The following is a 22934-nucleotide window of genomic DNA, read 5'->3' as shown; positions in this document are numbered from 1 at the left end:
ATTTTGTCGCGCATCGCATTGGCGCCCAGCAAGATGTCGGCATGATGATGCCCATGCCAATAGAGAACGATCGCAGCCCCCCTCCCTCCCCCGGCGTGTTCGACCTTTCGAGTGCCGAGGGTGTCAATGAGTCCGAGCGGCTCCTAATGCGCTTGTGCCGCAAATCATTCCTCAGTCTCTGGGCGCACGCGAACCTGCATACGGCACAGGACATGCATGAAGGCAAGGGCAGTGCCAAAGAATTTGCCGACGTGCTCGTGGTTTTCGGCGATGACGTCATCATCTTTTCCGACAAGCACATCGCGTTCCAAGAAGACAAGGACCTGAAGATCGCCTGGCCGCGGTGGTTCAAGCGCGCCGTGACGGAATCAGCGAAGCAGTTGCATGGCGCCATGAGCTGGCTTAGGCGCTGCCCCGACCGCATCTTTCTGGACGCTGCTTGCAAGCGGCCGTTGCCAATTGTGCTGCCGGCTGCCGAGCGTGCGCGCTACCACTTGGTCGCGGTGACACGCGGTAGCCGGCAAGCTTGCTTGAAAGCATTCCCTGGCGGCCTTGGCACTCTTCAGATCAACAGCAGCATCGAAGGCCGCGCCCACGAGCAGGCTGCGTTCACCATCGGGGTACTGGACCGCTCCAAGCACTTCGTACACGTGCTCGACGAATTCTCTCTCGAAGTGGTGATGGATGAGGTCGACACAATCACTGACTTCGTGCAGTACCTTGTCGCACGAGAGGCCTTCCTAAGCGATGCGTCGATGACGGTGATGGCCACCGGTGAAGAGCAGTTGATGGCGGTCTATATCTCGCAGGGGGACGATAGCGAACACGACTTTCTGCCCGATGGCATCGGCGCCGAGAAACCTGACCTCGTCATGTATGACGATTCGCACTACTCGGGCCTCAGAAAGCGGCCCGAATATGTGGAAAAGAAGCTTCAGGACGAACGCAGCCGCGCATGGGACGAGATGCTCGAACGGCTCATTCAACTCGGCGACCCGAGGCTCGTTCACAAGGAGGTCAATCAGCCCAACCACGAGACCGAGCAGGGATTGCGGCTGATGGCAGCCGAACCGCGATTTCGCCGTCACCTCCTCACCGAGGCGCTGGTCGGGATGTTGGCCGCAGCCGCCAAGGAGCCCAAGAAGCGGCGAGCACGCCTGTTCACGACGCACGAGCAGCCAGACCTCGTCTACATCTTTCTCGTCACACCCAAGCTCCAGACCGAGACTGACGACGAATACAGAAGGGCCCGCGTGGCAATGCTGTATCTGTACTGTCGCAGCGCCAAGCTCAAGTTCCCGAAGGCCAACACCTTCATCGGCCTCGGCCTTGATCATCCCGCCAAAGACTATGACATGTCATCCGAAGACGTCATTGTTTTCACGTGCGACGAATACACACCTGAGCAAAGGGCAGAGGTCGAGAAGATCCGACAGGAGTTCGGAATACTCGGCAGCGGCCTGACGACCCACAACGGCTATGCGACAGAGTTTCCTTCACCGCGTCCGCTCTCGGAGCCGGGAAGGTCATCAACGAAGGCGTCGAAACGGGAAAGGAAGAAGGACAAACGGAAGGCGAAGGCATCCCAGTTGTCGAAACGCCGCAATCGCCGGTGAAGGAGGTTGGTACCCCTCAGCCTTCACGACTCACGACAGCGGCTTCGCCACAGCTAGAGAAGCAGTAGGCTTTTTGGATGAATGACTGTTGAACCCGCGATCCCTTGCCATGAACACCTCCAGCATGTGCGGAATCAGCGCCAATGCGTCGACGCTTTCACCATACGTCTGGGCATGCAGTGCTGCGTAGCGGTCGAGGTCACTCTTCAAACTGGCCGAGCACGTGAAGGTCAACTTCACGGTCTCCGTCTTCGGCAGCGGCCCAAGTCGCAACTTGCAGGTCCTGCTCATTGCAGCGCTCCCCGCTGGAAGAACAATGGCTGATACGGCCGCAGCATCAGATCCTTGTTCACCATCACCCGCATCGCAAACCCCGACCGAATCGTCAGCGTCGGCTGCACGCTCATGTTGCGTTTCGTGATCTCCTGCCCCACCTGGTTCACCGCATCCTGCGCCCCTTCCCGCGTCGCGATCACGATGCGGTTGCCGTCTGTGCGGCTCTCGGGCGCCGCCAGCTCGGCGCCCACACCCAGCAGCGTCGACAGCGCCGCACCGGCCAGGATGCGATCCCAGTGCCAATCGACGCCATCCTCCAGCCCCGCATACCCAGCCGGATCGATCCCCGGCAACCGGTCCAGCGCCACCGACGAGGTGTCCGGCAGGATCAGCCGCGTCCACACCAGCAACACGCGCCGCTGCCCAAAGGCCACCTGGCTGTCATAGCGTCCGATCAGTCGCGAGCCCTGCGGGATCAAGAGGTGCCTGCCCGTGGCCGTGTCGTAGACCGCCTCGGTGACGTTGGCGATCACCTGCCCCGGCAGATCCGAATTGATCCCGGTCGCCAATGCCGCCGGGATGATGGTCCCGGCCATGACCTGGTACGGCGAAGCCGGCAACTGCAGGCTCCCCAGATTGCGCGTCGCGCCGTCTCCCGCCTTCGCCAGAAACGCCTCCTTCGAATCCTGCCGATTCTGGACCGCGGTCGGATCGGCCGGTGCCGACTGCGGCGATGCCACGGCCATGGGATTGAAACCCTGGTTCCCCGCAGCCAACGCGGACGCCCCGGCTGGTGCCGCAGCGGCCGCAGACGGCCTGCCCCCACCGCTATTGCCGCTGCGCCTGAAGAACACCGGCGACCGCGCCGCCTCCTCGGCCGCCAGCCGCTCGGCCTGCTCCGGATCGATGCCGCCCCCCGGCGGCCGCATCTCCATCGGCTGCTGCGACTTCACGATGGCGGGCCCGAGGTCGCCGGGCAGCGGCTCGCCCAACACCGGCGGTGCGGCCTTCGGCGCCGGCGCCAGCCCGGCATAGTCCTTCGGCAGCCGCTCCAGGTCCTCGGCCCGCGCGATGCGGTCCACGTTGAACAGTTCGGTGCCGGCACTGCGGTCCCGGCGACTCGGACTCAAGGACCACAGCGTGGCCCCCAGGACGGCGCCACTGATCCCGCCCACCAGTACCGCCAGCATGCGGCGGTTGAGCCGCGTCACGGGCCGCGGCGCAGCACGCAAGGTCACGGCCTGCGGATCGGCCTTCGGCAGAGGCGGAACAGCACCCTCCGGCATGTCGGTCGTGCCCATGCTCAGTTCCTCCGCGCCGCGCTCACGCCATCCGTGCGCTCGATGCGCACCACCTGGGCCTTGTCGCCCCCCAGCCGAAGCTCGGCCGCTCCGAAGAGGCGGTCCACCACGTAGTACGGCGCGCGGAACCTGTAGTTCACGAGCTGCCCATCGCCCTGCGGCCCGATCACGAACAGCGGCGGCAGCTCGCCCTGCGCGATGCCACCCGGGAACTGGATGTAGACCTTCTCACCGTCGTCGAAGGCGCGCAGCGGCTTCCAGGGCGGGGAATCGCCACTGACCGCGTAGCGGAAGCGGATCTGCTCCAGCGCCATGCCCGTTTCCACCGGCGCGCCGACCTGTGCCTCGCGGGCCTGCTTCTGCAGCACCAGCATGCGGTCCTTCGGGTAGTCCCAGGACACCGACGCCATCCAGGCCTGCGGCGTCGAGGAGAGCTCCAGCAGATAGGTCCGGCGGTTCGTGGTGATGACGAGATTTGTCTTCAGCCCCACCCGCGTGGGCTTGACCAGGACGTTCACCCGCAGGTTCGCGCCCGACCCGCTGGCCGTGTCGCCCACGATCCAGCGCACCGTGTCCCCGGCCGAGACCGTCACCAGTTCCTCGCCGGGTTGCAGCGCGATGACCGTGACGCGGCCCGAGCTCGTATAGACCTGGTACAGCGCGCCATCGGCATAGGGCCAGACCTGGATCGCATTGACATAGCCCTCGCGCGTCGGCGCGATGCGCGCCTCCTCGTTGGCTCGGGACACGCGCAGCTTCTCGTCAGCAGGTTCGGGCACCGGCTTCGCATCGGCCTCGCGCCCCACCGGCTTCAGCTGCCCCGGCAAGGCCAGCGGCTGCGGCACGGCCACGGCCTCCACGGGCGTGGGCGCCTCCGGCAGCAGCTGCGCCGCCCTCTCCTGCTTCGGCTCGTCGAGCGAGATCACCGGCGGCGGTTTGCCTCCGGTCGCGCAGCCCGCGAGCAACGCGGCCAGCAGGATCGGCGGCAAGACGCAAATACGGCTTTGTGTTTTCATGGCTTCTTCACTCCTTCGGCGGTTTCGAGTTCACGGCTCCACGACAGCCCGTTGACGTAGATGCCCAATGGGTTCTTGCGCAAGCGCTCCTCGCTGCGCGGCGCCTGCAGCACGATCGACAGCACGGCCGTCCAGCGCTCCAGTCCGGCCGCCTCGCCGTTCACGTAGCGCCGCTCGGTCCAGCGCATCTGGAAGGACGCGTCGCTGGCACGCACCACACTGGTGACGGCCACCGTGACCGAGTGCTGCCCGATGCGCGAGAACGGATCGGCCGCGCGCGCGTAGTCGTTGAGCGTCGCCGCGCCCTTGTCCGTGGTGTAGTCGTAGGCCTCGAGCCAGTTCTGCCGTACGACGATCGGGTCGATCGAGAGCGAACGCACGTCCGTGACGAAGCGCGCCAGGTGGAAGGCGATCTGCGCATCACTCGGCTTGTACGGCGTGGCCGCCTCGCCCACGGCGCGCACCTGCCCCGCCTGATCCACCTCGACCACATAGGGCGTCACGATGGACTGCGCCGAGCGCCAGACCAGGCCGGCGGCCATGAGCAAGGCCAGGCTCAGGCAGCCAAAGGCCATGTACCGCCAATTCTTCGCCTGCACGCGGGCCGAGCCGATGCGCTGGTCCCAGGCCTGCCCTGCCGCCTGGTACGGGGTGACGGGCTCGGGCGTGTCCGAGTACCGCACCTGGGGTCGTTTGAATCGCATGGATGCCTCTCTTTCAGGAAATCGATTCAGGTGTTCGAGCTGTCATGCAGGCTCGGGCTGGCGCCGCTGCCGCCGTGGTCGCCCGAGCGCAACGCGTGGATCGCCGTCGTGGCCGCATGGCTCGCCTGCTGCCTGCGGCGCATGCGCCGGGCCCATGCGGGCTCGGCGGGCGGAGGGCTGGAATCGCCAGCATCCGATACCGAAGCCGCGGCAGCCGGCGCAGCGGCCTCGGAGACGAAGTCCGCCACGCGCTCCTTCATGGCCTTGGCACCGGACGAGACCCGCTGGCCTATGGCGTTTGCTCCGGTCTTGGCGACATTGGCCACGCCCGCACTGGCCGCGCGAAGTCCGCTGGCGCCCGATGCGGCGGCACCCGCCTGGTAGGCCGACTTCGCGCCGCTGGCGACGGCGCTGGCCGAACGTGCGGCGCCGGCACCACCGCCGATGGCAGCACGCGCCGCACCGGGCGCCATGCGCGCACCCGCGGCCACCGCGGAACCCGCGCCCGCCACGGCCGCGCCACCGGCAACGGCCAGGCCCGCGGCGCCCAGCGCCGTGCCCGCGGCCGCACCCGCTCCCAACTGCGGCGCCCCCGACACCAACCCGGTCGCGATACCCGGCCCGAAGATCCCCAGGCCCAGCATCGCGAGCGCCGCGAGCATGACCACCAGCGCATGGTCGATGCTCGGATCGGCACCCGGCGGCGTGCGGAACTCGGTGAACAACCCCGAGCCGATCCCCACGATCACGGCCAGCACCAGCACCTTGATGCCCGAGGACACCACATTGCCCAGCACCTTCTCGGCGAGGAACGACGTCTTGTTCCACAAGGCGAAGGGCACCAGCACAAAGCCCGCGAGCGTGGTCAGCTTGAACTCCAGCAGCGTCACGAACAGCTGCACCGCGAGCACGAAGAAAGCCACGATCAGCACCAGCCACGCGAGGAACAGCACGGCGATGGTGTCGAGGTTGGCGAACACGTCCGGGAAACCCACCAGCTCGCTGATCTGCGCCATGATCGGCCGCCCGGCCTCGATGCCTACCTGCGCGAGCCGGCCCGGCTGCAGCAGCTGGCCTTGCGAAAGGGCCGAGCCCGAGGCCGTCAACCCCAGTCCGGCAAAGGAGTTGAAGACGATCCCCGCCAGCCGGTTGAAGTTGCCCAGGATGTAGGCGAAGGCGCCCACGTAGAGCACCTTCTTGATGAGCTTGGCCATGACATCGTCGCCCTGCCCCGACGCATGGCTCATGGCCCAGAACAGGCCGGCCAAGGTCATGTCGATCACGACCAGCGTGGCCGTGAGGAAGCGCACCTCGCCCCCGAGCAGCCCGAAGCCCGAGTCGATGTAGCGCGAGAACACATCGAGGAAGCGGTCGATGACCGCCACGTCGTTCATGGCGGCCCGTCCTTCGCCGCTGGTGTCGACGCGGGCGGCGGCGGGGGACGCACGGGATCGTTCGCATACGGCGAAGGCGCAGCACGCATGAAGCGCTGGCGCGTGGCCTCGGCCACCGCGTTGCACTGCGCGTCGCCGACCTTGGCGTGGTCAGCCTTGCACTGCGCGCGCAGCTCCTTGAGCCGGTCCGGGTTCGCCACCAGCGATTCAACCGTTTCGACGGGCTGGGCGGGTTCCAGCTTGCCGCAGGCGGCCAGCACCAGTGCGGAACCCATGGCCAAGGCAAAGAGGATCCTGTTCATGGCGGCCTCACGGATTGCCGTAGAAGTTCACGGTGGCGGGCGTGTACGGCGTGCCGCTGCCCATGAAGCGCCGGCGCACCTCGCGGGCCCGCTCCTGCACCGCCACCTGGCGCGCCTGCTCCAGCGCCACGGCCCGGTCCTGGGTGATCTGCAGCTGCTGCGCCTGCATCGCCTGGCGCGACTGCAGGGCCAGCAACTGGTTCGTGGCCTGCATGGCCTGCAGGGCGCCCACGGCCGACTGGCTGCGGTTCACGAGGTCGGTCAACGTGCGCTCGTCGGCCGCGAAGTTCTGCACCGCCTGCGACTGCACCTGGGTCGCGGTGCGCAGTGCCTCCAGCGACTGCTTCCATCGCGCACGGGCGTCGGTCGCCATCTGCGTGCCCGAGATCGCAGCGGTATACGACTCGGGATAGAGGCGTTTGAACTCGCCTTCCATCCGCTGCACGTTGAAGGCCAGTCCCTGCGCCTGCTGGATCAGCTGGTTCGTGGCCGACAGCGCCGCCTTCAGTTCCGACAGCGCGCTGAAATCCAGCCCCGCCAGGTTCCTCGCCTGGTTCCTGAGCATCTGCGCCTCGTTCTGGAGCTGCTGGATCTGGTTGTTGATCTGCTCCAGCGTGTTGGCGGCCGTCATGATGTTCTGCGCGAGATTCGATGGATCGAACACGATGTCGCCGATGCCGAAGAGCGCATGCGCGGGCGGCGCGACACCGCACGCGATCGCGCCAGCGGCGACCAGCGCGGCCAGCCTGGGCTTGAACAATGAAGACTTGGGGTTCATGGCAGTGCTCCTTCAGGTGGTGGATGGAAACGGAGGAAACGAAGGGATGAGATCGGCCGCCCAATCCAGGCCACGGTGGCCCAGCCAGACGGCCGCGAAGTCGGAAGCTGGAACGGAAGCCAAGACCGCATCCATGGCCCGCTGGTCCTCGGGCGACGAAGCGCCCGCAAAGGCCAGCGCCACAGGCCCCAGCCCCAGGTCAAAGACCCGGTTGCCCAGCCGCGACTGGTAGTAGTAGTCACGCTTCGGCGTGGCCTGCGCGACGATCTCGATCTGCCGCCCGTTGAGCCCGAAGCCTTCGTAGATCACGCGGATCTGCGGCTCGGTCGCCTGCGGGTTGGGCAGGAAAATGCGGCTCGCACAGCTCTCCACGATGGCCGGCGCGATGGTCGAGTCCTGAATGTCCGCGAGTGACTGCGTGGCGAAGATCACCGAGACGTTCTTCTTGCGCAGCGTCTTGAGCCACTGGCGGATGCGCGCCGCGAACACCGGGTCATCCAGGAACAGCCACGCCTCGTCGAGGATCAACAGGGTCGGCGCGCCATCGAAGCGCTCGTCGAAGCGCGCGAACAGGTAAGACAGCACGGCCTGCGTCGCGGCCTTGCTGTGCATCAGCTCCTCCATCTCGAAACCCTGCACGTCGGCCGATCCCAGCCGGTCGCGGTCCGCATCGAGCAGGCGGCCGTGAGGACCGCCCAGCACGTAGGGCAGCAACGCCTGGCGCAGCGCATTGCTCTGCAGCAGCACCGACAGGCCCGTCATCGTGCGCTGCTCCACGGGGGCACTGGCCAGGCTGTTGAGCGCGGACCACACGGCATCCTTCTCGGGAGGACCAACGGCCACGCCTTCGTGCCGGAGCCGGCCTTCGATCCACTCGGACGCCCAGGCGCGGTAACCCTCCTGGTCGATCCAGGCGAGTGGCTGGAAAGCGATCTCCCCGCCCTCCTCCGCGCCCTTGCCCAGGTCGTAGTGTTCGCCACCCAGTCCGAAGATGGTGGCGCGGATCGAGCGCCCCATGTCGAACGCCAGGATGCGCGAACCGGCATACCGCCGGAACTGCATGGCCAAGGTGGCCAGCAGCACGGACTTGCCCATGCCGATCGGTCCAACCACCAGCGTGTTGCCCACGTCGCCGATGTGCGTGACCAACCGGAACGGCGTGGCGCCGTCGGTGCGCGTCACGATCATGGGCGGGCCGTCCAGGTGCACATTGCGCTCCTGCCCCGCCCAGACGGCCGACACCGGCATCATGTGGGCCAGGTTCAAGGTCGAGACGATGGGCTGGCGCACATTGGCATAGGCGTGGCCCGGGATCGACGACAGCCAGGCCTCGACGGCGTTCAGGGTCTCGGGGATGGTCACGAAGCCTCTTCCCTGAATGGTCCGCTCCACCGCCCGCAGCTTCTCGTCGGCCGCGGTCGCATCGGCATCGAGCACGGCCACCGTGGCGGTGACGTAACCGAACGCCACCTGGTCGCTGCCCAGTTCCTGCAAGGCGGCGTCGGCATCCGCCGCCTTGTTGGACGCATCCGAGTCCACCAGCGGGCTCTCGTGCTGGAAGATGGTCTCGCGCAGCAGCGCCACGATGTTCTTGCGCTTGGCAAACCACTGGCGGCGCAGGCGAATGAGTTCCTTCTCCGCCTCGGCCTTGTCCAGGCACAGGAAGCGCGTGCTCCAGCGGTAGGCAAAGCCCAGGCTGTTCAGGTCATCCAGAATTCCCGGCCAGGTCGAGGTCGGGAAACCGCGCACCGTGAGCACGCGCAGGTACCGCGTCCCGAGCATCGGCGCCAGCCCGCCCGTCAGCGGCTCGTCGGCCAGGAGGGCATCCAGGTGCATCGGCACCTCGGGCACGGCCACCGGATGCGGGCGCGTGGACACACAGGCATGCAGATAGGTCAGCGTCTGGCCATCGTCGAGCCAACCGACCTCTGGCATCACGCCTTCGAGCAGCCCGAGGAAGCGTTCCGACTCGGCCACGAAGGCGTCCAGTCGTTCGCGCCAGTCCACGCCGTCGGTGTCGCGGTTCTCGTACAGCAACCGGGAGGCCTGCGCCCGGGTCTCCTCCGGCGGCAGGTAGAGCAAGGTCAGGTGGTAGCTGCTCTCGAAGTGGCTGGCGTCCTCTTCGAACGCGGCACGGCGCTCCTCGTCGACCAGCCAGGACAGTGGTTCCGGAAACACCGACTCCGGATAGTCCGCAGCCCCGCGCCGCTCGGCCTCCACGAACAGTGCCCAGCCCGAACCCAGGCGCCGCAGCGCGTTGTTGAGCCGGGCCGACGTGGCGACCAACTCACCCTGGGCGGCACTGTCGAGGTCCGGCCCCCGGAACCGCGCCGTGCGCTGGAACGAACCATCCTTGTTCAGCACCACGCCCGGCGCGACCAACCCGGCCCACGGAAGCCAGTCGGCCAGCAAGGCCGGGCGCTGGCGGTATTCAGTGAGGGACATCATGGTGCGGTCCTCACACGTCCAGCAGCTGCCGCTGCTTGATGTGCCGCGCGAAGACCTGCATGAACTGCGCATCCATGCGCGCGCCCCAGACCGCGAGCGAGTGCCCAACGACCCACAGCACCAGGCCCGGAATCCACAGCTGCAGTCCGAGCCCGACCGCGGCGGCCAGCGTGCCATTGGCGATCGCCACGCTGCGCGGCGCGCCGCCCAGCAGGATGGGCTCCGTCAGCGACCGGTGCAGCGGCACCTCGAAACCTGGCATGGAGGACATCGCGGCCGTCATGCCAGCACCGCCCCGCCCGAGAACGAGAAGAACGACAGGAAGAAGCTCGACGCCGCGAACGCGATCGACAGCCCGAAGACGATCTGCACCAGCTTGCGGAACCCGCCCGAGGTGTCGCCGAACGCCAGCGTCAGGCCCGTGGCGATGATGATGATCACCGCGACGATGCGCGCGACCGGCCCCTGGATGGATTCGAGGATGGACTGCAGCGGCGCTTCCCACGGCATGTTGGAGCCGGCGGCCTGCGCGGGCATGGCGATGGCCACAAGCAGCGCCGCCACAGCAGCGGCGTGCAAGTACGGTTTTACGGAAAGACGGGGATGCGTCATGGCGGTTCTCCTGAGGTGGATGAAGGTGAAGGCGTTGGGGAAATCAACGGGAATGCAGGCCCGAGCGAGGTATCGAGCTGGTAGCCCTGGCCGTCGCAGCCGATGACGCGCGCGATCTCACGCACACGCCGAGCGCGACCCCGGCCGGCGATGAAGACGATGACGTGGACCGCTTCCGCGATCAGCGCGCGCGGCACGGTCACGGAGACTTCCTGCACCAGCTGTTCCAGGCGCGTGAGCGCGCCCGCGGCCGAACCCGCGTGCACGGTGGCGATGCCACCCGGGTGGCCCGTGCCCCAGGCCTTGAGCAGATCCAGCGCCTCCGCGCCGCGCACCTCGCCCACCACGATGCGGTCCGGCCGCAGGCGCAGGGTGGCGCGCACCAGGTCGGCCATGGTGGTGACGCCCGGTTCGCTGCGCATGCCCACGTGGTCGTCGCCGCGGCACTGCAGCTCCACGGTGTCTTCGAGGATCAGGACTCGGTCGCCGGTGTCCGCGATCTCGTCGAGCAGCGCATTGGCGAGCGTGGTCTTGCCGGTGCTGGTGCCGCCCGCCACCACGATGTTCAGGCGCTCGCGCACGGCGCGACGCAGGAACGCCGCCTGCGCCTCGGACATCACGCCATCTGCCACATAGTCAGCTAGCGTCAGGATGCGCAGCGCCCGCTTGCGGATCGCGAACGTGGGGGCACGCACCACGGGCGGCAGCACGCCCAGGAAGCGCTCGCCCGTCTCGGGCAGCTCGGCCGAAAGGATCGGCAGGCCCGCATGCACCTCGGCGCGCACATGGGCCGCCACCAGCCGGATGATGCGTTCGGCCACGGGCGCGGGCAGATAGTGGCCCGTGGGCGAGCGGCCCGCGCCGAGCCGGTCGACCCACAGCGAGCCGTCCGGATTGAGCAGCACCTCGACCACCTCGGGGTCTTCGAGCGCGGCCGCGATCTCCGGCCCCATGGCCGTGCGCAGCATGCGGATGCGCCGCGCCAGCGATGTATCCGCGGAACCGGGTTCAGGCTTTGGTCTCAAGGTCGGCCTCCTCGGGTTCGGCGACAGGCGCTGTGGAGTCGGTGGAGGCCTCGGGTGCAAGGTCGTCATGGACTTCGCGCACCAGGCTGCGCCCGCGCTGCAGATGGCGACCCAGCTGCTCAATGAACTGCGCATAGCGCGCCCGGCCCTGCGCGCGGGCCGCGTCCTGCTGCCCCTCGGGCACCGGGATCGAGACCGTGAGGAAATAACGGACGTAGAGCGCCACCGTCTCGATCAGCACGTTCTGGTCGCGCTCCAGCCGATCGAACTGGCGCGAGAGCCGGTCCAGCCGCTTGGCCATCGCCGCCTCGCGCTGGTCGCCTCCATCGGGCGACAGGAACGAGGCCAGCGCCGCCGCGATCACGGCCGACTTGGAGACCCCCTTGTGCACCGCCAATTGGTCCAACCGCTTGGCATGCTCCGGCTCGATGAAGATGTTCAACCGTGCCCGGCTCATAGCGCGATCCCATCATCAGGATCCAGCGCGGCCAGCCGCGCGGTGCGCATCAGTTGCCGGTCCACATCCTGCGGCCGCAGCGGTGCGTCGTCCTCGTCGTCCAGCACCAGCATGTCGCCCGCCTCCGAAGCTTCCAACTGCATCGGTGTGATCTCCAGTTCGGGCTTGAGCTGGTGCCCGCCCTCATCGGCAAAGCCGCCTGCATCGCCTGCTGCCTTGGCATCAGGAGCCGCCAAGGGCGCCAGCCCACTCCAATCGTCCGGCCGCGCTGCGGGCCGGTCGGCATACGCCCTGGCTCCCAGCACCGGCGCCTTCAGCACCCTGCCCGTGAAATTTCGGTCCTGGTAGTAGCGCAGCTTCTTGGCTCGTATCGGAGGATGCCCCGAGACCATCACCACCGCCTCCTGCGGCGGCAGTTGCATGACCTCGCCCGGCGTGAGCAGCGGCCGCGCCGTCTCCTGGCGCGAGACCATCAGGTGGCCGAGCCACGGTGACAGGCGATGGCCCGCGTAGTTGCGCTGCGCGCGCAGCTCGGTGGCCGTGCCCAGGGCCTCGGAAATCCGCTTGGCCGTGCGCTCGTCGTTGGTCGCGAAGGCGATGCGCACATGGCAGTTGTCGAGGATCGAGTGGTTGAGGCCGTAGGCCTTGTCGATCTGGTTGAGCGACTGCGCGATCAGGAAGGCGCGCAGCCCGTAGCCCGCCATGAAGGCCAGGGCCGATTCGAAGAAGTCCAGCCGGCCCAGGGCCGGGAACTCGTCGAGCATCAGCAGCAACTGGTGCCGGCGCGCAATGCCATCCGAGCCATCAAGCGATTCGGTGAGGCGCCGCCCGATCTGGTTGAGGATCAGGCGGATCAGCGGCTTGGTGCGGCTGATGTCCGAGGGCGGCACCACCAGGTACAGCGACACCGGGTGTTCCGCCGAAATGAGATCGGCAATGCGCCAGTCGCAGCGCGAGGTGACCTGGGCCACCGTGGGGTCGCGGTACAGACCCAGGAAGCTCATGGCCGTGGACAGCACGCCCGAGCGTTCGTTCTCGCTCTTGTTGAGCACCTCGCGCGCGGCCGATGCGACCACCGGGTGCGGTGCCCCGCTCTGCTCGCCAGTCAGGTGCCGCGTGGTCATCATGCGGTGCAGCGTGAGCTCGAACGGACAGGCCGGGTCCGAGAGGAAGTTGGCGACGCCGCGCAGGGTCTTGTCTTCGCCCGCATAGAGCACATGCAGGATGGCCCCGACCAGCAGCGCGTGGGAGGTCTTCTCCCAGTGATTGCGGCGCTCGAGCGCGCCCTCGGGGTCGACCAGGATGTCTGCGATGTTCTGCACGTCGCGCACCTCGTGAGCGCCTCGGCGCACTTCGAGCAGCGGGTTGTAGGCGGCCGAGCGCGCGTCCGTGGGATTGAACAGCAGGCAGTGACTGAAGCGGCTGCGCCAGCCGGCCGTGAGGCTCCAGTTTTCGCCCTTGATGTCGTGGACCACGGCGGAGCCGGGCCAGGACAGCAGCGTGGGTACGACCAAACCGACGCCCTTGCCCGAGCGGGTTGGCGCAAAGGCCATCACGTGCTCCGGGCCGTCATGGCGCAGGTAGGCGCTGTCCTTGTTGGAGGTCTTGCCGAGGAACACGCCTACCGGCGTCGTCAGCCCGGCCTTCGCGATCTCCGCGGGCTCGGCCCAGCGGGCGGAGCCATAGGTCGTGACGCGCTTGGCCAGGCGCGCGCGCCAGACCGCCATGGCGATGGCCGCACCCGTCGCCAGCATCCCGCTCGATGCGGCGATGATCCCTCCGTGCTCGAAGACTCGAGGCGCATACGCCTCGTAGAAGTACCACCACTCGAACAGCTTCCATGGCTCATAGACCGGCATGCCGGAGAGGTCGAACCAGGCAGGGCCGAGCCTGGGCTGGTAGCCCAGCGCACGTGCCGTCCACTGCGTGGCCGCCCACACGCCGCCCAAGGCGACGCCGAGCACAACAAAGATCTGTCCGAACAGGATGCCGGTCGCTGCCGTCGGCATAAGGGCCACCTCCTTGGCGTATGGGTTCCAGCGCGCAGGTGCCACTACGGCACGCAGGCATCGAGTCTGGAATCGAATCGCGGCGGGGCACACCCGTTGGGGCGTGGCGCGGCGTACGCTGGCGGGGTTGGCTGGCTCGCGACTCCTTATTTGCTTCTGAAGGCGCAAGCCTTCAGGCTGTCACGGCGGGGAGCATCGCGGACGGTGCTTTGCCGGTCCATGGCCGTTGACGCGACACGGCACGCGCTACAAACCGGGCACGTAACGTTCAGTGCGAAGCTGTGGCGTGGGTAAGAAACCGTTGCAGCGATGCCGGCAGGCCGTTGGGCTGGTGCTTGTGCAGCACGTAGGTTGTAAAGTGCACCGGCTCGGCGAGCCGCACGACCACAACGTCCGTGCGCTGCAGTGCTCGCATGTGATCGGCATCGGCCACGCCGACGCCCAGGCCGGCGGCCACGCGGGTGAGGTAGCCGGTCAATGAGCGCGCCTCGCCGGCAATCGTCGGATGCAATGCATAGCGCTCCAGTATCTCTTCCATCTGCCGGTACAAGCCGGGGTGGTAGGCCGCGTCGCAAGCGATGGCGGGGAAAGACAAAAGCTCGGCCAGCGAAATCATCTCGCGCCGGGCAAGCTCATGCGCCAGCGGTAGCAGCGCCACGATGGGGCTCGCCCAGGCCGGCTGCTGGGCAATGGCTTCGTCGTCCGGTAGGCCGAAGGAGAAGCCGACGTCTACCTCCTCGCTGCGCAGGGCGGCAAGCAATTCCGTCGTGCGCATTTCCGTGAGTTCCACCGGGATGTCGGGTGCAACCTCTTGCCATTGGGCTAGGCATTCGGCCAGCTTCGGCTGTGCGGTGCTGTCGTCCACACCAACGCGCAGTGGCTCACGGTGGCGGGCGTCGGTTTCACGCACGAGGCGCTTGGTGCGCTCCAGGCGGATGAAGAGTCTGCGCGCTTGTTCGAGCAGCTTGCCGCCGGCGGGGGTGAGTTGCAGCCTGCGCGGCATCCGCACAAAGAGCGTCACGCCCAAACGCTCCTCCAAGTCCCGAATGGTGCGCGACAGCGGGGTTTGGTCTATGTGGACACGCTCAGCAGCTCGGCGGAAGTTGAGTTCCTCGGCTACGGCAATGAAGTAGCGGAGGTGGCGCAGTTCGATCACAATTCACACAAGCGTCAAGCGATCAACGGCTGCACTCGCATGTGCACTCAAAATGCGGACACATTCCATTCGTAGTCGATGGCTACCTCGCCGAGCAATCTCAATCGCTTCTCCGGATTGGTCGCAAGCGCTTCGACGATCTCCGCGTTGAGTTTCACCAAGGTTGCCTTGGCGGCGTCTGCGAATTCGGTCGTAACTCCTTGGTCCTCATACATGCGAACAAAGGACTGTGCCGCAATACCGACGACGAAATACAGTCCCGCATTCTCGGGATCGATCTTCATCAGTTGAAAGGCATCCCGGTAAAAGACTTTGAACGCGTCGGACCCAGAACTCGCGTCGGCAAACTTGCTGCAAATTTCATGGAAGTTCATGCTTTTGCTCTCCTATGCACCAGCGCTGCCGTTGACCACCGGGCCAAGTCCGCCGTGAGTCTGAGACCAGGCGATGGGTGCTTCAAGAAACGCCTGGAATTCTTCAATGGCTGACTCAGAGAAGTCCCCCCGCTCGCGCGCAACGACCAGCACGTCCTGCCAAGTCGCCAGCGCATGCACCCTAACATTCGACGACTCCAATTCGGCTACCGCAGGGAAAGTTTCGTAGCGGAAAACAACCAAGACGTCCCGAACCTCGACTCCCGCCTCGTCTAGCGCCTTGCAGAAGCGCGCCTTTGACTGCCCTACCGCCATGACGTCATCGACCAAAATCACCTTGTCGGCGACTCCGATGACGCCTTCGACATGCCGATCACCGGCAGGCCGCTTGCGAACGTACTGCATGGGGAGATCAAGTGCATGCGCTAGCCAGGCCGCAAATGCAATGCCGCTCGACTCTCCGCCTGCCACACCAGCCAGCCCTGGCAGACAGCCGCTTTCCTGCAGCATGCCGATGGCCTGCGAAAGGACCTCGCGTCGTGCTGCGGGAAAGGAGATCAGGCGTCGGCAGTTCATGTACACCGGACTTGCCCAGCCGGAGGGAAGGCGAAACGGCTCATCCTTTCTGACCGAGACACATCCACTGTCAATCAGCGCAGCAGCGATCGAACGGCGCGAAGGGGATGCAGGATAGAGCGAGTTCAATGAAACCTCTGTATTCAGTGAATGCGGTCCAACAGCTTGCGAAGACTCTGCGCGCCGGTCTTGCCCTTGTAGGCGCCCCTCCAAAGCCGGGCGACCATGTCTTCATACATCCTCACGGCCTCCGGCGAAGCAGTGACGGTTGCAATCCCATTGCGGACGTTGGGCAGTTCGCCGAGCCGGAAGGGGCTGACGGCGAGCACAGAATGCTTCGGCCCCGAGAAGACCTGGAAGGTGGAAGCGGGCATGGCATCGTCAATTAGGCCGATCTGCACATGAATCGGCTCACTTTCCATCAAATCGGCAATCCGGGCCACTTCGCGCCGTGCTGCCTGAACGCGCTCCAGTCGGACTTTGTCGGGGAGGTCGACGCGTCCCACCAGGCCCGTGTGTACGAAACGCTCCAGTTCGCGAAGTCCAATCAAGCTCACGATGTGTGGCCTGCGCTTCTCGAAGAAGGCCTTGCGCTCGATCATGATTTTCAGCATCTTGTCGACGTCGGAAGCCTTGGGCCCCTTTCCGGCTCCGCGGGGCGATGCCTCGAGCAGCATCTCTCGAAGGTACGGAAGATAGTCGTCTGACGTCAGTAGCAGCGATATGGGCTCGAAATGCGCAAGAATCCGATCGGAAGACTCTTCCAATTGCCTCATGCGCTCGAACAAACCGAGCGCACTGGAGTAGTACTCCACCTCGACGCCAAGCAGCGATGCCACCGAAGTACCCAACAGGTGCGCCAGCCGCTCCAGAGTTTCAATCTTGACGATCTCGCCTTTTTCCAGGCGATAGACCACAGCACGTGAGATGCCCAGTTGCTCGGCGACGTCTTCGGCGAGTAGTGATGCGCCAATCCGATAGGCGCGAAGCCGGTCGCCAAGCGCGGCGTAGTCGATCGACGACCTGAATTCCTTGCTACTCGCATTCATCTCATTTTTCGCCATAAAAATCGAAAATGAGAATATAGGCGATGAAATGAATCCGATCATCGGCGCGGCCTCACGCATTGCGCAGGGCCGTTTCGTAAGTGCGCGGTTTCGAAACCACGATGTAGTTCGTCCGCAGGCGTCGCATCGCAGAGGCAAGCGGTCATCAATGGTTTGAACCGTACGCCGGGGTCGTCGCAACATGAATCCGACGCGGTACGCGCGTGCCGACATGACCGTCATCATGGGCGACTTCAGGCTGGGCATGACCAGGCGGCCGCGAACTGGTTCGTCGTATGACGCAACACGGTCTCCAGCAATTCACCATCGCGCAAGTACAAGTGCCGGTCGTCGGGGCGGCGCAGCGTGTTGGTCAGGCTCATGGCTTAGTCCAATCGGTCAAAAGCATCGCTCATCGCCTGCACACCGAGCATGAAATCGTCGATCTCCATGGCTTCGTGCGGATTGTGAGATCCGTTCTGATTGCGCACGAAGAGCATTCCGGTGGGGATCCCCGCATTCGCGAACAGCGAGGCGTCGTGCCCGGCACCGCTGGGAATGACCTCGAAGGCTGTTCCCAGATCTCTGCAGGCGCTTGAAAGGACATTGCAGATGCGCGTATCCATCGTGGCAGGGGCGCTCAACAGTCGGCGATCGAACTCAAAGCGCACACCTCGTTCTCGCTCGATGGCATTGCATTCGGCTCGCATCAGTTGGTAGAAGGTTTCCAGCGTGTCATCACTCTTGCTGCGTGCCTCAAAGCTGAAGTTCACATTGCCGGGGATCCGTGACACGGAATGTTCCGCAGGGTCGGTCGTGACAATGCCGGTGGTTACGACCAGGTCCGTGCCGCGCTCAAGCAGCACGCGCCAATGTTCGTCGATACGCATGATCAGGTCGGCCACCGCGAACATCGCGTCGTGGCGTAGCCAGCGCGGCACCACCCCCGAGTGCTGAGCATCGCCATGGCAAACAATGCGGTTGTGCCGCACATTGCCGCGAATTCCGGAAACCACAGCGAGCGGCAACTGACGAGCGACCATCACCGGTCCCTGCTCGATGTGCAATTCCAGGTAGGCCTTCACGCGCGATTTGTCGAAGAGCTGCTGCTGCATGCGGATCGCCTCGACATCAGCACCCGCCTTGCGCATGCACTCGGCCATGGTCTCGCCGGTGCAGCGCTGCTTCAGTTCGAGGTCGGCGTCGCTCACTTTGCCAAACAGTGCGCCGGACCCCATGTAGGCTTTTCCGAACCAGGCGCTTTCCTCACCGCGAAAGGCCAGGACTTCGAGCGGCAACTTGGCACGAAGCCCTTCACGCTGACGCCCCACTAGGCACAATAGGCCTGCGATCACACCGGCGAGACCGTCGAAGTTTCCACCTTGCGGGACGGAGTCGATGTGGCTTCCGGTCCAGACTACAGCTGTGTCCAGTGGGATCTCCGTTTGGCGAAACACGATGTTGGCCGCGCTGTCGGCCTCCACCGTCAGCCCTTCGGTTTGTGCGAACGTCCGCAGGTAATCGCCCGCAGCCGATTCGCCGTTGCCGTAGCCTTCACGCGTGACGCCGACGCCGTCAAAGGAAAGTTCGCGAACATCGGCGAAGAGCTTTTCTGCTACCGGGCGGAGCGCGGAGAGATTCATGATGAGCGTTCCGAAGAAGCAATAAACATGGACGATCGGCCGTTGTCAGTTCATTCCTTGATATCGGCCTCGGTCACGATCTTCCGGTAAGACTCTGTCTCCTTGGCGATGAACGCGGTGAACGCGGGTCCGTCTTTGGCATCGATGTCGACGCCCGAGTCGGTGAGCTTGCTCTTCACTTCGGGGGCGGCGATCGCGCGCGCCAGCGCTACGGACAATGTGTTGGCCACGTCCTTTGGGATGTCCTTCGGCGCGAACACGCCAAACCAGAGACGCATATCGATGCCTGCAAAAACCTTGTTCTCAGCCAGAGCAGGAATGTCAGGCGCAGCCTGCGAACGGGTGGCCGACGTCAAGCCAATCGCCTCCAATTTTCCAGAGCTGATGAACGGCATCGCCGTAGACAGGACCAGCACGCTCAGTTCGATCTGGTTGGCGACCAAGTCCGCAATCGCCGGTGCACCGCCCCTGTAAGGAACATGCGTCATGTTGATCTTGCCGGCACGACGGATGAGTTCACCCGACAGGTGAAGCGGCGTACCGATACCCGAGGTACCGTAGTTCGCGGCCTTCTTGCTCGAGGCCAGCGCCAGAAAACCCTCGATGCCCCTTATGCCGGATTGCGGACCTGTCACAAGAACCATGGGCTGCGCGCCGATCATGCGAAGGGGCACCAGATCGCGTTGGCCGTCGTACCGGATCGCCGGGTTGGTGAGCTTGGCGATCGAGATCTCGCTGTTGGAGCCGAGCAGCAGCGTGTAGCCGTCAGGCTTGGCATTGACGGTCTTCGCCGCACCGATGGTGCCGCTCGCGCCGGCCGCGTTTTCAACCACCACCGACACGCCCAGTTCCTTGCTGAGGCGTTGGCTGACGACACGCGCCACGAGATCATTGCTGCCGCCAGCGGCGTAGGGAACCACAATTGTGATGGGACGTTCCGGATAGCCCGCCGCAACGGCGGGCATCGCGACCATCGCGGAAGCGCAGAGTGTGACGGCAGCCGATAATGCTGTGGAAAATGACTTTCTCATTGGTTTTCCTGCTTGGTTAATTGGGAGTCATGGTGTATTGACGGACTGCTGCGCAAAGCGCAACCAACAATCCGACGGTTGGCGATCGAGATTGACTTGGGCCGTCGGGTCGCGAATGCTCTCCACGCCTATCTCCCAGCAGTAGGCATCGAGCCCGCAAACGATCTTCTGCATCACCGCTGATTCAAGAAGCGAAGCAGTGGCGAGCTGCACGGCAACTCGCCAAGCCAGCATGAATTCCACCGCGTCGTCGACACTGCCGATTCCGCCGCAACCAATGAACGGGATGCAGATGCTGCGAAAGCACTGGTGCACCATGCACAGCGCGATCCGTCAATAGCCGGAACCGAGAACCCCCCATCACATTGCCGATCAGCGGCTTTCGGGCAGACGCCATGCCAGCAAGGGCTTTCCACTCATGGCTTGTCTCCATGTCCTTCACGGCGAAGCTGTCCGTTGCACGAGTCACCGAGTTCACTCTTACATCCACGTGGCCTCCTTACGCTGCACACCTCAACAACGTTCGCATGAAACCGATGAGCCTTGGTAGGTTCGTCTGAAAATCATGTTTCGATACTAGTATCGTTTTTGATACCAGTCAAGACAGTCCTCAATCGGGAGAACCCTCAGATAGATCCGCAGTCCTGCACAACGAGTCCGTGCCCCCTCGCGGCAAACCGTATGCATGGCCTCATGTTTTCAATTACCCACAGCTTTCTTGGCAATCGCGGCACCCGCAGACGATCTCACCAGAAGCAGCCAAGGTGCGGATGGACGCATCGGCTTGTGCGAGGAATCACAAGGGATGGTCGTGGACGACGAGCCCAAGATGGCGCCGAGGGCAAGTCCACCCAGTCCACCCGACCATTCGTCGCGACAGCTTCCGTAGTCCCTCCTAGACCGACACGCCTTGCTGTCGACCCAAGCCCCACGTGACAGACGCCCCACGCACGATGGCTGATACATGCTGCCCCAATCGCTGCTCTATCACCGGCCGCCAGGGCACCAAGCTGAACCCCGTACCTTCGTCAAGCATGGCGAAGCGACCGCTGGCGAGTTGGATGGAACGACGGTAGACGCCGCTGGCGCGCCCGCCATCCTGCAGCGGCCGGTAGGTCTGGCCGGTCCGGTCTTGTAGAGATTTCCCGACAGTCGCCAGTTCGCGGTCACGCAAAGTGGACAGCAGGTTGCGCGCGAGCACCAGGCGCACACCCGGTCGCTCAGCCAAGCCCTGCTCCACCAGGAAGTCTGCGCGGTCGCACATCGCATCGCGTACCTGCGCGCCAAAGCCTTGCGCTGCCAGCCTGCTGCCCTCCCCGATCAATTGCCTGTCCAGCCAGGTCGCGCCGATGGCGCGCACCTGCCGGTCGATAGGAAGGTGCGAGCGCAATTCGACGGCCGGACCCGTGCCCTTCTGTGCTTCATGCTGCAGGGCCTTCTCCACCAGATCCGGCGGCACCTGCCAGATGCCTTCGGCCACGCGCGACACGACACCGCTGCGGCGCAGCGCCTCGAGCCGGCGCACATGGACATCGACCGTGGCCTGCGGATCGCGGTCTGCTGCCTGCTCCAGTCGGGCCAGATGATCGGCGGTCTTGTAGATGCCGTCCTGGGCGACAGCCGCGATGGTGTGGTCCACGGTGCGCTCGCGCCCCGGCGGCTTCGCCTCCACGATGCCGTCCACCGGTAGCACCGACAGATCTGCACCGACCGGCAGTCTCAGGTAGTGCGCCCGGCCATCAATGCCATCGACCACAAGGTAGCCCCGATCGTGGAGCTCGTCGGCCAAGCCCTTGCCCACGATGCGGCCGATGACAGGTGTGGTCGACGCGCCATCCAGCACGCATTCGCGCTGCTGGCCCTTCAGCGCCCGACGCATGGTTTCCAGGGTATCCTCGCGCTCGCCCATCGCGGTCAATGTGCTCGCCATGTCCGGCGCCAGCCGCCAACGGTTGGCAGCGACCCGCTCGGCCAGCGTCATGGCCTCAAGTCGCTGCAGCCGCGCCCGCAACACGTTCTGGCGTTGCTGGTCTTCGGTCCGGCCGGTCAGGTCCACGGTATTCACCACAGCTTGGCGCAACAATGCCCGGTCCAGGCCGCTGAGCCGCTGCAGCGCGACCTCGCGCTGCAGGCTCTTGCGGATCTCGGTCTCGGTGCGCGGGCCCAGCCATTCGGTGGCGATCTCGCTGGCGCGCAGGCGCATGCCCTGGGCGATGTAGTCCGGCGCGATGATGAGGTCTTCCTGGCCGGCGGTCCGGCCGTTCAGCACGACGTGGGTATGCGGGTTGTCAGTGTCCCAGTGATCGACGGCCACCCAGTCCAATGGCGTTTCCAGATCGACCGCCATGCGCTGCATCAGTTGCCGGGTGAAGCCGCGCAGATCGTCCAGGTCGAGCGCATCCTCGGCCGAGACGATGAAGCGGAACTGGTGGCGATCGCCACGGCCGCGTTCTTCAAAGGCCTTGAGGTCGGCGGTATCGGTTTCGGGCCCATAGGCCTGGCCTCGCTGCCCGTCGCGCTTCACCCCGTCGCGCTCGATGTAGCGCAGGTGGGTGGACACCGAGTTCGCACCGGCTTTCCTGAGCACCACGAAGCGGGCCTTGATGACCACACGCCGGGCGTTCGCGCCCAGGCGGCCGCCGGCCATGCCAGCCGCGACGCGGCCCCGGCCAAAGGTCGATGCGGGGCGCCCTGCCCGCTTGCCGGACGCCTTGGCGCCGGCCTTCGAGACTTCCTTGAGAACCTGGGACACGAAGCGCTCCGGGCGCGGTCCCGCGCGGGACCTCGGGGCCGCGGGCCGAACACGGAAGCAGTCGCCATCCGATTCCTTACGCGTGGCCATGGAGAACCCTCCAGCGCAATGGAGCGCAAAGGATCGAAAGCGGCACGCGCGAAATGCCCCAGTGATGCGGCATTGCGCACTGGCGCGGCACGGGCAGCCACAGGTGCCGTGCCGCGCCCACCCCACGTGCAGACGGGCTTTGCGGGTGGCGGCGTGCCGCCCCCTTTATCTGGCCCTCCGTCTTCGCCTTCCGCATCCGCTCCCGGCTTCGACCTGCCGCCAGCCGCGCACGGGGTGCGCAACGCTGCCCGCGAGGCAGCGGCGGCGCAGCGCGCGCTGCACGCTGGCGGTGGACTCTCTGCACGATGGGATGCAGCGCGGACGCAGG

At 65.5% G+C, this 22934-nt stretch carries 23 protein-coding genes; 1 reads left to right on the top strand and 22 read right to left on the bottom strand.

Annotated features, from left to right (window positions below):
• The first annotated feature begins 41 nt into the window (after positions 1 to 41).
• Entirely contained in the window at positions 42 to 1616 is a 1575-nt protein-coding gene (locus AC07OD_RS19610; protein ID WP_494597819.1) for a hypothetical protein, read from the top strand.
• A 30-nt stretch (positions 1617 to 1646) separates the two neighbouring features.
• Here AC07OD_RS19610 and AC07OD_RS19605 read toward each other — a convergent pair whose 3' ends face one another.
• From AC07OD_RS19605 to AC07OD_RS19500, 22 genes are all read right to left on the bottom strand, one after another.
• A complete protein-coding gene (locus tag AC07OD_RS19605; RefSeq protein ID WP_494597818.1) occupies positions 1647 to 1907 on the bottom strand; it encodes a DUF2274 domain-containing protein in 261 nt (86 codons plus the stop codon).
• Positions 1904 to 3193 (bottom strand): TraB/TrbI/VirB10 family type IV secretion system protein, encoded by a 1290-nt coding sequence (locus tag AC07OD_RS19600; protein ID WP_494597817.1) that lies wholly within the window; start codon positions 3191 to 3193, stop codon positions 1904 to 1906. The genes AC07OD_RS19605 and AC07OD_RS19600 overlap by 4 nt, the downstream gene beginning before the upstream one ends.
• Before the next feature lie 2 nt (positions 3194 to 3195).
• Entirely contained in the window at positions 3196 to 4209 is a 1014-nt protein-coding gene (gene trbG, locus AC07OD_RS19595) for a P-type conjugative transfer protein TrbG (RefSeq protein WP_494597816.1), read from the bottom strand.
• The gene (gene trbF / locus AC07OD_RS19590) at positions 4206 to 4913 is read right to left on the bottom strand and encodes a conjugal transfer protein TrbF (protein ID WP_494597815.1); all 708 of its coding nucleotides are present in this window, start codon (positions 4911 to 4913) and stop codon (positions 4206 to 4208) included. The genes trbG and trbF overlap by 4 nt, the downstream gene beginning before the upstream one ends.
• Positions 4914 to 4939: 26 nt before the next feature.
• Positions 4940 to 6307 (bottom strand): P-type conjugative transfer protein TrbL, encoded by a 1368-nt coding sequence (trbL, locus tag AC07OD_RS19585; RefSeq protein ID WP_494597814.1) that lies wholly within the window; start codon positions 6305 to 6307, stop codon positions 4940 to 4942.
• Entirely contained in the window at positions 6304 to 6609 is a 306-nt protein-coding gene (locus tag AC07OD_RS19580) for an EexN family lipoprotein (RefSeq protein ID WP_494597813.1), read from the bottom strand. Before AC07OD_RS19580 ends, trbL begins: the two co-directional genes overlap by 4 nt.
• A 7-nt stretch (positions 6610 to 6616) precedes the next feature.
• Complete coding sequence (gene trbJ / locus AC07OD_RS19575; protein WP_494597812.1) at positions 6617 to 7387, bottom strand: P-type conjugative transfer protein TrbJ; 771 nt, start codon at positions 7385 to 7387, stop codon at positions 6617 to 6619.
• A gap of 12 nt (positions 7388 to 7399) precedes the next feature.
• Complete coding sequence (gene trbE / locus AC07OD_RS19570; RefSeq protein WP_494597811.1) at positions 7400 to 9835, bottom strand: conjugal transfer protein TrbE; 2436 nt, start codon at positions 9833 to 9835, stop codon at positions 7400 to 7402.
• A 10-nt stretch (positions 9836 to 9845) separates the two neighbouring features.
• Entirely contained in the window at positions 9846 to 10106 is a 261-nt protein-coding gene (locus AC07OD_RS19565; protein WP_494597810.1) for a VirB3 family type IV secretion system protein, read from the bottom strand.
• 8 nt (positions 10107 to 10114) lie between these two features.
• The gene (locus AC07OD_RS19560) at positions 10115 to 10447 is read right to left on the bottom strand and encodes a TrbC/VirB2 family type IV secretion system protein (RefSeq protein ID WP_494597809.1); all 333 of its coding nucleotides are present in this window, start codon (positions 10445 to 10447) and stop codon (positions 10115 to 10117) included.
• Complete coding sequence (gene trbB, locus AC07OD_RS19555) at positions 10444 to 11472, bottom strand: P-type conjugative transfer ATPase TrbB (RefSeq protein WP_494597808.1); 1029 nt, start codon at positions 11470 to 11472, stop codon at positions 10444 to 10446. The genes AC07OD_RS19560 and trbB overlap by 4 nt, the downstream gene beginning before the upstream one ends.
• Complete coding sequence (locus AC07OD_RS19550) at positions 11456 to 11929, bottom strand: CopG family transcriptional regulator (protein ID WP_494597807.1); 474 nt, start codon at positions 11927 to 11929, stop codon at positions 11456 to 11458. The genes trbB and AC07OD_RS19550 overlap by 17 nt, the downstream gene beginning before the upstream one ends.
• Positions 11926 to 13938: a conjugal transfer protein TraG gene (locus AC07OD_RS19545; protein ID WP_494597806.1), complete on the bottom strand. Its 2013-nt coding sequence runs from the start codon at positions 13936 to 13938 to the stop codon at positions 11926 to 11928. Before AC07OD_RS19545 ends, AC07OD_RS19550 begins: the two co-directional genes overlap by 4 nt.
• Positions 13939 to 14206: 268 nt before the next feature.
• Positions 14207 to 15094, bottom strand: a complete 888-nt coding sequence (locus tag AC07OD_RS19540) for a LysR family transcriptional regulator (RefSeq protein WP_494597805.1) — start codon at positions 15092 to 15094, stop codon at positions 14207 to 14209.
• A 47-nt stretch (positions 15095 to 15141) separates the two neighbouring features.
• Positions 15142 to 15468, bottom strand: a complete 327-nt coding sequence (locus tag AC07OD_RS19535; RefSeq protein WP_494597804.1) for a hypothetical protein — start codon at positions 15466 to 15468, stop codon at positions 15142 to 15144.
• Positions 15469 to 15480: 12 nt separating this feature from the next.
• Positions 15481 to 16173, bottom strand: a complete 693-nt coding sequence (locus AC07OD_RS19530; RefSeq protein WP_494597803.1) for an orotate phosphoribosyltransferase — start codon at positions 16171 to 16173, stop codon at positions 15481 to 15483.
• A gap of 14 nt (positions 16174 to 16187) precedes the next feature.
• A complete protein-coding gene (locus AC07OD_RS19525) occupies positions 16188 to 17171 on the bottom strand; it encodes a helix-turn-helix domain-containing protein (protein WP_494597802.1) in 984 nt (327 codons plus the stop codon).
• 173 nt (positions 17172 to 17344) lie between these two features.
• Positions 17345 to 17473, bottom strand: a complete 129-nt coding sequence (locus AC07OD_RS19520; protein ID WP_494597801.1) for a hypothetical protein — start codon at positions 17471 to 17473, stop codon at positions 17345 to 17347.
• Positions 17474 to 17476: 3 nt separating this feature from the next.
• Positions 17477 to 18733: a Zn-dependent hydrolase gene (locus AC07OD_RS19515; RefSeq protein ID WP_494597800.1), complete on the bottom strand. Its 1257-nt coding sequence runs from the start codon at positions 18731 to 18733 to the stop codon at positions 17477 to 17479.
• A gap of 50 nt (positions 18734 to 18783) precedes the next feature.
• Positions 18784 to 19764 carry a Bug family tripartite tricarboxylate transporter substrate binding protein gene (locus tag AC07OD_RS19510; RefSeq protein ID WP_494597799.1) on the bottom strand — a complete coding sequence of 327 codons (981 nt, stop codon included), beginning with the start codon at positions 19762 to 19764 and terminating at the stop codon, positions 18784 to 18786.
• Positions 19765 to 19791: 27 nt separating this feature from the next.
• Positions 19792 to 20082 (bottom strand): hypothetical protein, encoded by a 291-nt coding sequence (locus AC07OD_RS19505; RefSeq protein WP_494597798.1) that lies wholly within the window; start codon positions 20080 to 20082, stop codon positions 19792 to 19794.
• A 577-nt stretch (positions 20083 to 20659) separates the two neighbouring features.
• On the bottom strand, positions 20660 to 22516 hold the full coding sequence (locus AC07OD_RS19500; RefSeq protein WP_494597797.1) for a DUF3363 domain-containing protein: 1857 nt from the start codon (positions 22514 to 22516) through the stop codon (positions 20660 to 20662).
• Positions 22517 to 22934: the final 418 nt, after the last annotated feature.

The sequence above is a fragment of the Acidovorax sp. GW821-FHT10E03 genome, from assembly GCF_059415205.1.
Note: the sequence above shows the minus strand (reverse complement) of the source record. Positions and strands in the feature narration are given on the sequence as shown.

Coding starts and splice junctions, on each gene's coding strand:
- AC07OD_RS19610 (WP_494597819.1), top strand. CDS start 42: ATGATGATGCCCATGCCAATAGAGAACGATCGCAGCCCCCCTCCCTCC.
- AC07OD_RS19605 (WP_494597818.1), bottom strand. CDS start 1,907: ATGAGCAGGACCTGCAAGTTGCGACTTGGGCCGCTGCCGAAGACGGAG.
- AC07OD_RS19600 (WP_494597817.1), bottom strand. CDS start 3,193: ATGGGCACGACCGACATGCCGGAGGGTGCTGTTCCGCCTCTGCCGAAG.
- trbG (WP_494597816.1), bottom strand. CDS start 4,209: ATGAAAACACAAAGCCGTATTTGCGTCTTGCCGCCGATCCTGCTGGCC.
- trbF (WP_494597815.1), bottom strand. CDS start 4,913: ATGCGATTCAAACGACCCCAGGTGCGGTACTCGGACACGCCCGAGCCC.
- trbL (WP_494597814.1), bottom strand. CDS start 6,307: ATGAACGACGTGGCGGTCATCGACCGCTTCCTCGATGTGTTCTCGCGC.
- AC07OD_RS19580 (WP_494597813.1), bottom strand. CDS start 6,609: ATGAACAGGATCCTCTTTGCCTTGGCCATGGGTTCCGCACTGGTGCTG.
- trbJ (WP_494597812.1), bottom strand. CDS start 7,387: ATGAACCCCAAGTCTTCATTGTTCAAGCCCAGGCTGGCCGCGCTGGTC.
- trbE (WP_494597811.1), bottom strand. CDS start 9,835: ATGATGTCCCTCACTGAATACCGCCAGCGCCCGGCCTTGCTGGCCGAC.
- AC07OD_RS19565 (WP_494597810.1), bottom strand. CDS start 10,106: ATGTCCTCCATGCCAGGTTTCGAGGTGCCGCTGCACCGGTCGCTGACG.
- AC07OD_RS19560 (WP_494597809.1), bottom strand. CDS start 10,447: ATGACGCATCCCCGTCTTTCCGTAAAACCGTACTTGCACGCCGCTGCT.
- AC07OD_RS19550 (WP_494597807.1), bottom strand. CDS start 11,929: ATGAGCCGGGCACGGTTGAACATCTTCATCGAGCCGGAGCATGCCAAG.
- AC07OD_RS19545 (WP_494597806.1), bottom strand. CDS start 13,938: ATGCCGACGGCAGCGACCGGCATCCTGTTCGGACAGATCTTTGTTGTG.
- AC07OD_RS19535 (WP_494597804.1), bottom strand. CDS start 15,468: ATGAACTTCCATGAAATTTGCAGCAAGTTTGCCGACGCGAGTTCTGGG.
- AC07OD_RS19525 (WP_494597802.1), bottom strand. CDS start 17,171: ATGCGTGAGGCCGCGCCGATGATCGGATTCATTTCATCGCCTATATTC.
- AC07OD_RS19520 (WP_494597801.1), bottom strand. CDS start 17,473: ATGAGCCTGACCAACACGCTGCGCCGCCCCGACGACCGGCACTTGTAC.
- AC07OD_RS19515 (WP_494597800.1), bottom strand. CDS start 18,733: ATGAATCTCTCCGCGCTCCGCCCGGTAGCAGAAAAGCTCTTCGCCGAT.
- AC07OD_RS19510 (WP_494597799.1), bottom strand. CDS start 19,764: ATGAGAAAGTCATTTTCCACAGCATTATCGGCTGCCGTCACACTCTGC.
- AC07OD_RS19505 (WP_494597798.1), bottom strand. CDS start 20,082: ATGGTGCACCAGTGCTTTCGCAGCATCTGCATCCCGTTCATTGGTTGC.